This is a genomic window from Dorea sp. YH-dor226, assembly GCF_039832105.1.
In the GTDB taxonomy this organism is placed as follows: Bacteria; Bacillota; Clostridia; order Lachnospirales; family Lachnospiraceae; genus Dorea_A.
Genome location: NZ_JBDOHS010000030.1, coordinates 1 through 10,974, shown reverse-complemented (window position 1 = coordinate 10,974; position 10,974 = coordinate 1). Strand labels below are relative to the sequence as shown.

Below are 10,974 nucleotides of genomic sequence, written 5' to 3'. Positions count from 1 at the left end.
TAACTGCCTGTACTTTGTATTCATGGTCATATTTACGTGCCATTTTGAGTACCTCCTTATTCTCTTGATTCTATCATGAAATCCTTGAGAATAAGATGTCAACTTTTTTTATACCACACCACACCGCGACGGGAAGCAAGTTAGCAGCTTGCGGGCGACAACACGCATTGAGGGGAGATAAGCCTTTACAGCCACAGTCCGAGCGTTCAGAGCGTCGCAGGCAATGGGTAAAGCTGCCTTAAATGAGCAGGGGTGCAATTCCCGCGAGGTTGTGCTAACAGCCGCCCGGTTAAAGCCCACTTTTTGTAACTTGACTTTTTAGCCATTTATGAAAGGGGGTATTTTCCTATGGCAAAAAAGGAAACAGCAAGCCCCGCTATCCCTGTATTCCCTATGTTAAAGACCGTTGAGCAAATGAGCAAGATTAGCGGTATCGGGGAAAATAAACTGCGCGAGCTTATGGATAGTGGCGAGCTTGAATATATACAAAATGGAAACCGTCGTTTGATAGCTGACGCTGCAATCTGGGACTGGTACCACAGGGCAAAGACGACAGCGAAGCCCCCGGCACGACAGGGAGGTTAAGCTATGGCTATATCAACAAGGCAGGTTAAGAATAAACGCGACAGCAACGGCGTACTGACCGGGCGGCCGGGTACAGTTTACGACGTGAATATAAAGTACACCGCCCCGAATGGGGAAAAGAAAACCTATTCAAAAAAGGGCTTTCCAACAAAAAAGGAAGCAACGCAGCATGAAGCAGAGATGAAAGCAAAGCTCCATAATCCGGGACAGATTGCGTCTATCGCTTCACAGCGGAAACAGACCGTTGCAAGCTATCTGAATGAATGGGTAGAAAGCTATGCAAGAGTGAACTTGCGCCCCTCTACTTACGACGGGTACAAAAGAACGATTGCAAACTACATCACGCCATATATCGGCGGCGTTGCCCTTAATCAGCTTACCCCCGCTATGGTAGACAAAATGTTTCAGCAGATTATTGACAAAGGCTTGAAACCGTCCACCGCAGCCGGGGCAAAGCGTGTTTTGAGCGTGGCGTTGAGCCATGCCCGGAAATACCGCTATATCGAAACAAACGCAGCAAAGGACACGCTTACGAAGTTTGGAAAGAGCGACAAGACCCCCGACCCGTACACGCCGGAACAGGTAAAAGCCCTTATGCAGCGCGTCGAGGGTACCGTTTGGGAAATGCCCGTTATCTTAGGCGGGCTTTACGGTATGCGCCGTTCTGAAATCCTGGGCTTGCGTTGGCGCAATGTGGATTTGGAAAACAACACCTTTGACGTTTCCGAGCAGCTACCCTTTAAGGTACCGCCAAAAACAAAAGTCATTGAGGAAATGGCACCGCCGAAATCCAACGGGCGAAAGCTGCCTATCACAGAGCTTGCCCGCCCGTTCTTTCTCAAACAGTTTGCTATGCAGGAAGCGCAGCGCGAACAGGCAGAAAAGGACGGAAAGCCTTACTATGACAATGACCTTGTTGTAGCGAAGCCGGACGGTTCCCCTATCTCCGCGTCGTGGGTATCTTCCCAGTTTGGAAAGCTGCTTGAAGATTTGGATATGCCGCATATCCGCTTTCACGATTTGCGCCATACAGCAGCTACAAATATGCACCAACTGACAGGCGACTTCTACACCGTAGGCGAAGTGTTAGGACATACACTTGCGGGTATCGGCGTATCGCTTGGGCTGTCTATGAACTTTGAAGCTGTTACCGCCCGTTATGTGGACGTGCGGCTTGAACGCAAAAAAGAAGTCTTAGACGCTTATCATGGGGCGGTCAAACAGGCAGACCCGGCAAAGGCAGAGAAAGCCGAGCCGAAGAAAGCAAAGAGCGCGGCAAAGAAAAAGAGCAGCGATTTAGAGCTTTAACCGCTGTATCTCTTTACCGCTTCTTATACCGTTTTATAGCCCCGCGTGGGATTTGGGCACCATTTGGGCACCATTTACCGAAAAAGCACCACTAACACAGGCGATAAAAGAAACGCCGAGAACGCGCAAAAACATAGAGTTTATGCGGGTTTCCGGCGTTTTCTAATCCCTCAACCGACCTAAAATCATCTTGCGGCAGAGAGAAAAATTCTACTATTTTTTATATCTTTTTACACTTCAAAAAATAATTTCAAAAAATTTCTAAAATCATGTCCGATTTTGTCGCTCCCAATACAGAGTATATGGAAGGCAAATTGAAAATCCTCTGATTTCCAAAAATCACAAACGTAAAAGAGGTTCAGACAGTTCTTCCGATTGCACCTTGACAATTGAAGGAGCTGATACATCTTGAGGAACATGCTTACCGGAGATAATCCGGCTCGTGCAGGCGAAGACTCCTACGGGAAGAGCGAAGCAATAATGATACCACCGAAGGGTACAGGACCTCTGCTGAAACAGAGACTGTGACTGTATTTTTACAGCCGGGTTATCTGGAATGATAACGATCAGATGTATATGTACAGACAAAGCCCAAATGTGAATACTTAGATTTTCTTATTTATATTACAGGAGAAATCCTGTAGCAAGTGGGGAATGGTTCGAATCCATTCCTCATTTTTTCGTGCAGAAAATGCACAGATTATTATCCTGTTTGAAATACCAGGGAAGGGTGTTGCAGGAAGAAAGGGAGGACAAAAAGAATGAATACGATTGTTTTAATGGGTAGACTTGCCAGAGATCCAGAAACTAAGCTGACATCTACGCAAAAGGGACAAACCAAAGTATCTAGGTTTCCACTGGTAGTAAAAAGAAATCGCACAAGCAAAGCATTTGTAGTGATGATCACAGCTTATGGAAATAATGCAGAATTTGTGGAGAAATATCTTGAAAAAGGAATTAAGATTGCTCTTTCCGGAGAGTTGGTAATCTCTCAGATCAAAGATGAACAGACTGGAACTGCATCCTATTATACCGAAGTCATTATGGATAATGTAGAGTTTGCAGAAGCCAAAACAAAAAAAGAAGAATCTGACGGATTTCAACCAGCAGAGAAGAGGAAGATTCCATTCGATATACCAGAAGAACTTGAACAAGAAATGCCATTTCGATAGGAGGACAAGATTTATGAGAAAATACTTTTTAGAATTATTTGCAATAGGATTGGTTGATTCAGAAGGAAGAATCAATACAGAACATATGACAAGTGATGCGCTTATGACTGCCATGAAAACAATGGAAGAGCTGACGCAAATGAAAATGGATCGTTTGGTTTTGGAAACAACAATGGAGATGATCTTATGTATGTTTGAGTCATGTGACACAGAGGAATTTACAGAAATATTAGGCAAGCTGCTTGGCGGAAAGCAGACTTCTAAAGTGACAGCTCATTTGGAAGCACTGGAGGAATTGTTGACAGAAGAGGAATATAGTAGTTTCCTTGCAGAATATCTTGGTTATTTAACCGTGAATGTAGCAGAGTTTATTAGGAGCACAATCATTGAAAATGGTTTGATGTTACTTGCCGGTTCAGGAGGAGAAGAGGATGGAGAAGAGGATGGAGAAGACGGATTATAAAATCACAGAGTTTCACAATTCGGAGTTTGGTTCCATCCGTATGATTGTAGATGGAGGCAGACTTTTATTTTCTGGAATTGATGTAGCATTTGCTTTGGGATATGCAAAACCAAGAAATGCGATAAATGTTCATTGCAAGGGGGCCCTGAAACGGGGCGTCCTTACATCAGGTGGGGTACAGCCAATGATTTTTATTCCAGAGGGAGATGTATATCGGCTGATTACAAAAAGTCGTTTAAAGTCAGCACAGAATTTTGAGAAGTGGGTATTTGATGAGGTACTTCCGGCTATTAGGAAAACAGGCGGATATTTAGAGACCGATCTTTTAGACAGGGTAAAAGATAACCCGGAACTTCTTTTGGAATTTGCCGAGAGACTTTTGGCAGAAAACAATCGAAATCGAGAATTGCAAAATCGTGTAAAGGATATGCAGCCAAAAGCAGATTATTATGATCATTTCATGATTACAGGAGAATGCACCAATATTCGAACGACGGCAAAAGAGATTGAATTTCCAGAAAGAAAATTTGTGAAACTTCTTTTAAATAGAGGATTTCTATATAGGAGTCCATCCGGCACGCTGTTACCCTATGCGGTGGAGAAGAACAATGATCTGTTTATTGTAAAAGACTATTTTAACAATGGACATCTTGGTTCACAGACATTGGTTACACCAAAAGGAAAAGAATTTTTTAAAGCGTTGTGTGCGGAGGAAGAGTAAAGAATGAAGGAGGTGGTTGCCATGATTACAGATCTGGACAGCAGTTAAATCGCTGAAAGGAGGGAAAATCATGCAGGAAGAGGTAACTCAGAAAACGGTCACGTTCTGCATTCGGACTACCAAAGTAACAGCAGATTTATTGAAAAAGGTTCTTGCTGCTTATCTGCGTCATCAGAAGCAGAAATCGGTAGAGAAGAAAGCGAAGAAGAATCAGCCGAAACAGGGAAAGGTCACGGTAAAAGAGCTGGCAAAACAAAATGCCGGGATGGTCAATATCGAGATCACAAATAAGAATATCAAGTCCTTTGAACGTTATGCCAGAAAATACGGGATCAATTATGCTTTGAAAAAAGATAAGAGTAAAGATCCACCGATGTATCTGGTGTTTTTTAAAGGACGTGATCAGGATGCCCTCAATGCTGCTTTCCGTGAGTTTTCCCAGAAACAGATTCAAAAAGCGAATAAGCCTTCTATTCACAAGCGTCTTGCAACTTACAGAGCAATGATGCCAAAGAAATCGAAGGACAAAGTAAAGAACCGGCATCAGGAGCAGAGCCGATGAAAAAGCAAATCGGTAAAAATCTGATGCAAAAATGGAAGAATAAGATCAGGGTCAGGCTGTCCGCCCTGGATAAAAAGAAACTGGTTCTTACCAATATCCCATATATCTTAACTGCTTTTTATACAAATCGGGCATCATTTCTTTACAGAAACAGTCTGGGAGAAGATATTGGGAACAAGCTATTATATGCGATGGAACATGCAGACAGGATTCTTACTGGATTGCAGCCAAGTTTTAACTGGCGTGATATGCTGACAGGAATTGTAGCAGCTGTCATTCTGAAATTACTGGTATGGCAGAAACAGTCAGATGCAAAGAAACTCCGGAAAGGAATCGAGTATGGTTCAGCCAGATGGGGAAACGCTGAGGATATTAAACCTTATATGTCGGAAGATCCCTGGATGAATATTCCATTAACAGCAACAGAAGCATTGACTATGGAAAGTAGACCTAAACAGCCAAAGTATGCAAGAAATAAAAATATAGTGGTCATTGGCGGCAGTGGTTCCGGAAAAACTCGATTTTTCGTTAAGCCGTCAGTCATGCAGATGAACTGTTCCATGGTCATTACAGATCCGAAAGGCACTCTGATCGAGGAGTGCGGGAAGATGTTAGCAAAGGGACCACCTAAGAAAGATAAGAATGGAAATATTATGAAAGATAAATCAGGAAAAGTGGTACACGAACCATATGTGATTAAGGTTCTGAATACTATCAACTTTTCCAAATCGCTTCATTACAATCCATTTGCTTATATACGGTCTGAAAAAGATATCCTGAAGCTGGTTACAACAATTATTGTTAATACCAAAGGCGAAGGGGAAAAAGCTTCCGAAGATTTTTGGGTGAAAGCAGAGAAGCTGTTGTACACGGCATTGATTGCTTTTATCTGGTATGAAGGAGATGAAGAGGAAAAGAATCTGAATACCCTTCTGGATCTTTTGAATGAAAGCGAAACCCGTGAAGAGGATGAAACTTACCAGAATCCAGTGGATATGATGTTCCAGGAACTGGAAGAAAGAGATCCGCAGCACTTTGCGGTCAGACAGTATAAAAAATACAAAATGGCGGCTGGCAAAACAGCCAAAAGTATTCTTATTTCCTGTGGTGCGAGGCTGGCACCATTTGATATAGCAGAACTTCGTGAGATCATGTCTTATGATGAAATGGAACTGGATAAGATTGGGGACAGGAAGACAGCCTTGTTTTTGATTATGTCCGATACAGATACAACCTTTAACTTTGTGATTGCCATGTTACAGTCACAGCTTTTCAATCTGCTTTGTGACAAAGCAGATGATGAATATGGTGGAAGACTGCCAGTTCATGTGCGTGTCATTGCTGATGAGTTTGCCAATATTGGACAAATTCCTCAGTTTGACAAGCTGATTGCAACCATCCGAAGCAGGGAAATCTCTGCTTCTATTATTTTGCAGTCACAGAGTCAGCTAAAGGCAATGTATAAGGATAGTGCAGATACTATTCTGGGTAACTGTGATACCACACTATTTCTTGGAGGAAAAGAGAAAACTACCTTAAAGGAAATGAGCGAGCTTCTGGGTAAGGAAACCATTGACCTGTATAACACTTCGGAGACGAGGAGTAATCAGAAGTCTTTTGGATTGAATTACCAGAAAACAGGTAAACAGCTGATGACTGAAGATGAGATTGCAGTCATGGATGGAGGAAAATGTATCCTGCAGATCCGTGGTGCCAGACCATTTTTCTCGGACAAATATGATATCACGAAACACAAAAACTATCGGCTTCTTGCAGATGAAAACGAGAAGAACCGGTACAAAGTTGAGAAAGAGTTAAATCCGCAGTATACACCGAAATCTGAAGAAGAGGTGGAAGTAATTCATGTAGAACTGTCGGAGTAACCTTGGGAATGAACAGAAAATAATGAGGAAAGGAATAACTGACACTAGGTGCACCGGCTTTTTAGTCGGTGTATTTTCGTTCCCGTAAACACCTGAAAGAAGTCAGTTTTGGTGAATGTATATGGCATTTTTTAGCAGTGCAATTACAACTTTAAAAACTCTTGTAGTCGCAATCGGCGCAGGTCTTGGCGTGTGGGGTGTCGTAAACCTTCTGGAAGGATATGGAAACGACAATCCCGGTGCTAAGAGCCAGGGCATCAAACAGTTCATGGCTAATTAAAGGGAACAAAAAGAAAGGAAAAGCCAATCCAGACGGTATCAGCGGCAGGCTACAAGAATAAATTGTGATTTCACAAGATTGGTGCTATAATAAGAGAAAAGTTCCTGCCGGGGCAGCCGCTCCGGTGGTATGGATAGAAAGGCAGGAAAACAATATGCACATCAGCTATAAACCACTCTGGCACACACTGTTAGAGCGTGATATGAGAAAAGAGGATTTAAGGCTTGCCGCTGGTATGACAACAAATATGATTGCCAACATGAGCAAAGAGGGAAAGCACATCAGCATGGATACATTAGCCCGTATCTGCGAAACGCTGAATTGTGAGATTACCGATGTGATTGAGTTAGTACCAGACGAGCCTGCTTCCACAGGAGGTAAGGAACATGAGCGAATTGAAACCAAGAATAAAAGAAAACGGAATTGATTATATCCTTGTTGGAGATTACTACATCCCGGACTTGAAGTTGCCGGAGGAACACCGCCCCATCGGAAAGTACGGACGGATGCACCGGGAATATTTAAGAGAAGTCTGCCCAGCCAGATTACACACATTGACCCTGACCGGGGAATTGTGGACATATCTTGCAGACCTGAACGAACAGGCACAGAAACGGTTAGACACCATCATGGAGCAGATGAAAGCTGCCGAGGGCGTGACCGAGGAATTGAAGCGTACCCGTCAAATGGAATGGGTGCAGCGTTGCAATAACATTCACAACCGGGCAGAAGAAATTGTTTTACATGAGATGATTTATTCATAACGGTATGGTAGAATGATTATTACAAATTAGAAGTTGTAAAGGAGACTTTGTATGGGTAGAAAAGAAATAACAACAAAAGAAGATTTAATGAAAGTAATAGAATTATTCGAAAATACTGGAATTACATACTGGTTGGATGGCGGATGGGGTGTAGATATTTTAGCTGGTAAACAAACAAGAATTCATAGAGATATAGATATAAATTTTGATGCTCAACATACGGAAAAATTGTTAAATGTGCTTTTGAATCTGGGCTATAAAATTGATACAGACTGGAAACCGGTTAGAATAGAGTTATATAGTGATGAACTTGGTTACTTAGACATTCACCCGTTCGTTTTAAGTGAGGACGGAACTTCAAAACAAGCTGATTTAGAGGGTGGCTGGTATGAGTTTGAAAAAGATTACTTTGGTAGTGCTTTTTTTGAAGGAAAAACAATTCCTTGTATATCCTTAAAAGGCCAAAGAGTTTTCCATTCAGGTTATGAATTAAGAGATAAAGATAAGCATGATATTTCAATTCTTGAAAGTTTATCAAAATAACATTGCTGTAATTTCTAAGATAAATTCCACTTTATCGCTTTGAAATTTTAACTGAATAAGTATAGCACCAACCGCTGCTACATGGAAGCAAACACAACCATGCAACAGCGGTTTTTCTTTACCGTTTTTTCCTTTGACTGATAGGAGTTCCTGTTTTCTTTGATTTTTGTAGAATCCGAATGAGCCAGCGAAATTCTTCGTCTGACAGATTTTTATAGTTGATGCCGAGCTGCTTGCAGTAAAGGACAACCAGCTTTTCATCCCGACTGCCCTTGAAATTTTCAACCGCTTCCAAATTTTCTTTCAATTCATCGGCAACGGTGGTCTGGGGCGCACTCTCGCTGTCCTTTTTGTGGGCTTCCCGAATATCCCGGATAATGAGATTGAGGTCATCAAGAACCATGTGGCTGAAATATTCATCATCGCTGATATGGGCGGCTTGCAGCACTTTCAAATGCGGGTCGTCTTCGCCGGGGCGATACCGTTCAATGATTTCATGCCGGACAGTATCGACAAGGGCGTTGAGGTTTTGAATCTGCATGGTGGCAATCCCATCTACATAAATCTCAATGTCCGCAAGAAACTTGATAAAGTCCTTATGAGTGGCAAGCTCACAGAGCAGACGGTTGTTAATCCGACCGCCTTTCAGAAGTGCCACCATCTCATCATTCAAATGCAGCTCTGTTAGTGGCGTGTTGATCTGCTCCCGGTTCTCTGTCCGGCACAGCAGATAATCAACGGAAACCCCATAGAAGTCTGCCAGCGTGATAAGGTTGCCATGATTGATTTCCTTATAATCCTCTTTTTCATAACTGCCAAGAGCTGATTTGGAAATGCCCGTCAGCTCTGATAATTCTTCCAGATTTAAGCCTTTGTCCTTGCGGAGTTCCCAAAGGCGTTCCTGTATGCTTGTCGCTCCTTTCATGGGCGCACGCTCCTTTCCGGCGGTTTCATTACTGCCGCTTAACTGGATTATATCATACTTTCCGCAATCGTGGAAATTTCTGATTTTTACCCTTAATTCCTACTTTGTGGACATACGGCACAGGGCACAAAAATGTTCTATGATACAGGTAGTTCATCGATGGATTATTCCAATCGAATGACCAGCCTGTGTGGGATATGCTTCCCCGGCGATGTAGCGCCATGACTTTTGGCAGGGATATGGAGGAACCCTGACCGAAACGAGCGTACCAAAGGGAGCAATACGCCGCTGTGAGATTCAGGGGAGGAACGACACCGGGGAGAACTGGCGAACTGATACCGAAATGATACCGAAACACGACAATCTGATAGGGGGATAGTCTACCCTATTGCTGATACTTCTGGAGATTTTAGACGGCTCTATGACCGTAATTTTGCCGAAAATCGCCCCGAAACTATACACTAAAACGGGAGGAAACGCAATATGCCGAGAATGAGCAAAAAGAGGAAGCATGAGCTTTCTTTTTACCTCAATGACCGGGGGCGTGTCACTTACAACGAATTATGCCGGAAATGCAAGCATGGGTGCAAGCAGAGCTTCCGGGCGGTTGTGGTTGACTGCCCCCGTTATTTATCCAAAAGAGCAAAGAAAAAGGAGGAACACACCGAATGAATTTTGAATTTATGACGATAGGCACACCGTTGCCGCCCTGTATGCCCTTTCCCAGAGCGTTGACAGGATTTCCAGTCAGCAGCACCGCAAAGGTCATGTACTGCCGGATGTTGGACGCTATGCTATCCAACGGACAGGAGGACGAGAACGGAATCCTGTTTATCTGCTTCCCTGTCACAGCCATTGCCGCAGTCCTGTCCCGCAGCCCCATGACGGTCAAGCGTTCTCTGAATGAACTGGAAACCGCCGGACTGATCATGCGAGTGCGTCAGGGCGTTGGAGAACCAAACAGGATTTATGTGCTGATACCGGGAAAGGAGGACGCTGCCCTTGCCTGATACCTCAAAGCTGGAAAAGCTCAACCGAGAGTTGGAAAAGAGTGAAAAGAAACTGCGGAAAGCCATCAATGATGAAAAGGCATTGCAGCACCAGCTAAAGCAGCTTACCCGAAAAGAACGGACACACCGGCTCTGTACTCGTGGCGGTATGCTGGAAAGTTTTCTGCAAGAGCCGGAACGCCTGACAGATGATGATGTCATGCTGTTGTTGACACTCATTTTTCACAGGCAGGACACGCAGGAACTATTGAAGAAACTGCTGGAACGTGAGAAGCCGGAAACCCCTTAGTTTACTAAGGGCGCAATTATACACCACCCAAAGGTTGGTGCATTGCGTTCTCCGAAGGCTCCTTGCCGGAGGGCTGTGATTTTTCGCAGTCATGGTCTGCTCCAAATCATACAGGGGACGCTACGCTTCCCCTGCGCTGGCTACCGCCAGCTACCCTTTTGTGGACTTGTCATCTGGGGACACCTTGCGTTGCAAGCTGTTCCCAGCCGACAAGTTTCATAAAATATGCTATCTTTTCGATAGGCAATAAAGTATAATAAAGTCAGCAATAAATCGGAATTTTACGGTCAGTAAGGAATGCGTAAAGTTATATGATTGTATTATAAGCGATTTGTTAAATTTTTATAATGTTGGGATACAATAGATAGGTAACAAATAAAATACAAGGATTCACTTCGATATGATATATTGGAGTTGACGAAAAACCAATGATCTTAACGAAAGGAGAATCCTTGTATGCCAAGTTTAT

General features: G+C 43.3%; 15 protein-coding genes. 14 read left to right on the top strand and 1 reads right to left on the bottom strand.

Annotated features, from left to right (window positions below; all coding sequences use genetic code 11):
- Positions 1–348: 348 nt before the first annotated feature.
- The 11 genes from ABE547_RS14430 to ABE547_RS14380 all read left to right on the top strand — a co-directional run bounded on the left by ABE547_RS14430 (position 349) and on the right by ABE547_RS14380 (position 8,281).
- Positions 349–585, top strand: a complete 237-nt coding sequence (locus tag ABE547_RS14430; RefSeq protein ID WP_033120015.1) for a helix-turn-helix domain-containing protein — start codon at positions 349–351, stop codon at positions 583–585.
- 3 nt (positions 586–588) lie between these two features.
- Positions 589–1,893 carry a tyrosine-type recombinase/integrase gene (locus ABE547_RS14425; RefSeq protein WP_033120014.1) on the top strand — a complete coding sequence of 435 codons (1,305 nt, stop codon included), beginning with the start codon at positions 589–591 and terminating at the stop codon, positions 1,891–1,893.
- A gap of 761 nt (positions 1,894–2,654) precedes the next feature.
- On the top strand, positions 2,655–3,065 hold the full coding sequence (locus ABE547_RS14420) for a single-stranded DNA-binding protein (protein WP_049946959.1): 411 nt from the start codon (positions 2,655–2,657) through the stop codon (positions 3,063–3,065).
- A 13-nt stretch (positions 3,066–3,078) separates the two neighbouring features.
- A complete protein-coding gene (locus ABE547_RS14415; protein ID WP_026650179.1) occupies positions 3,079–3,528 on the top strand; it encodes a hypothetical protein in 450 nt (149 codons plus the stop codon).
- Positions 3,497–4,249, top strand: coding sequence for a phage antirepressor KilAC domain-containing protein (locus ABE547_RS14410; protein WP_236877370.1), 753 nt, complete (start codon positions 3,497–3,499; stop codon positions 4,247–4,249). Before ABE547_RS14415 ends, ABE547_RS14410 begins: the two co-directional genes overlap by 32 nt.
- A 70-nt stretch (positions 4,250–4,319) precedes the next feature.
- Entirely contained in the window at positions 4,320–4,811 is a 492-nt protein-coding gene (locus ABE547_RS14405) for a PcfB family protein (protein ID WP_026650181.1), read from the top strand.
- Positions 4,808–6,694: a VirD4-like conjugal transfer protein, CD1115 family gene (locus ABE547_RS14400; RefSeq protein ID WP_055054077.1), complete on the top strand. Its 1,887-nt coding sequence runs from the start codon at positions 4,808–4,810 to the stop codon at positions 6,692–6,694. The genes ABE547_RS14405 and ABE547_RS14400 overlap by 4 nt, the downstream gene beginning before the upstream one ends.
- A gap of 121 nt (positions 6,695–6,815) precedes the next feature.
- A complete protein-coding gene (locus tag ABE547_RS14395) occupies positions 6,816–6,974 on the top strand; it encodes a Maff2 family mobile element protein (protein WP_118440657.1) in 159 nt (52 codons plus the stop codon).
- A gap of 154 nt (positions 6,975–7,128) precedes the next feature.
- Entirely contained in the window at positions 7,129–7,401 is a 273-nt protein-coding gene (locus ABE547_RS14390) for a helix-turn-helix domain-containing protein (RefSeq protein WP_002584334.1), read from the top strand.
- A complete protein-coding gene (locus ABE547_RS14385; protein WP_002584333.1) occupies positions 7,361–7,738 on the top strand; it encodes a TnpV protein in 378 nt (125 codons plus the stop codon). Before ABE547_RS14390 ends, ABE547_RS14385 begins: the two co-directional genes overlap by 41 nt.
- Before the next feature lie 51 nt (positions 7,739–7,789).
- A complete protein-coding gene (locus ABE547_RS14380) occupies positions 7,790–8,281 on the top strand; it encodes an aminoglycoside-2''-adenylyltransferase (protein ID WP_002584332.1) in 492 nt (163 codons plus the stop codon).
- Between the two features lie 118 nt (positions 8,282–8,399).
- Here the strand turns inward: ABE547_RS14380 and ABE547_RS14375 are convergent, their stop codons facing one another.
- Positions 8,400–9,206, bottom strand: coding sequence for a helix-turn-helix transcriptional regulator (locus ABE547_RS14375; RefSeq protein WP_002584331.1), 807 nt, complete (start codon positions 9,204–9,206; stop codon positions 8,400–8,402).
- Positions 9,207–9,689: 483 nt separating this feature from the next.
- Here ABE547_RS14375 and ABE547_RS14370 point away from each other — a divergent pair, with 483 nt between their 5' ends.
- Genes ABE547_RS14370 through ABE547_RS14360 form a run of 3 tightly spaced genes read left to right on the top strand, consistent with a single transcriptional unit; the run spans position 9,690 to position 10,505 of the window.
- Positions 9,690–9,878: a hypothetical protein gene (locus tag ABE547_RS14370; RefSeq protein ID WP_002584330.1), complete on the top strand. Its 189-nt coding sequence runs from the start codon at positions 9,690–9,692 to the stop codon at positions 9,876–9,878.
- Entirely contained in the window at positions 9,875–10,216 is a 342-nt protein-coding gene (locus tag ABE547_RS14365) for a DeoR family transcriptional regulator (protein WP_002584329.1), read from the top strand. Before ABE547_RS14370 ends, ABE547_RS14365 begins: the two co-directional genes overlap by 4 nt.
- Positions 10,209–10,505 (top strand): DUF3847 domain-containing protein, encoded by a 297-nt coding sequence (locus ABE547_RS14360; RefSeq protein WP_002584328.1) that lies wholly within the window; start codon positions 10,209–10,211, stop codon positions 10,503–10,505. Before ABE547_RS14365 ends, ABE547_RS14360 begins: the two co-directional genes overlap by 8 nt.
- Positions 10,506–10,974 lie beyond the last annotated feature (469 nt).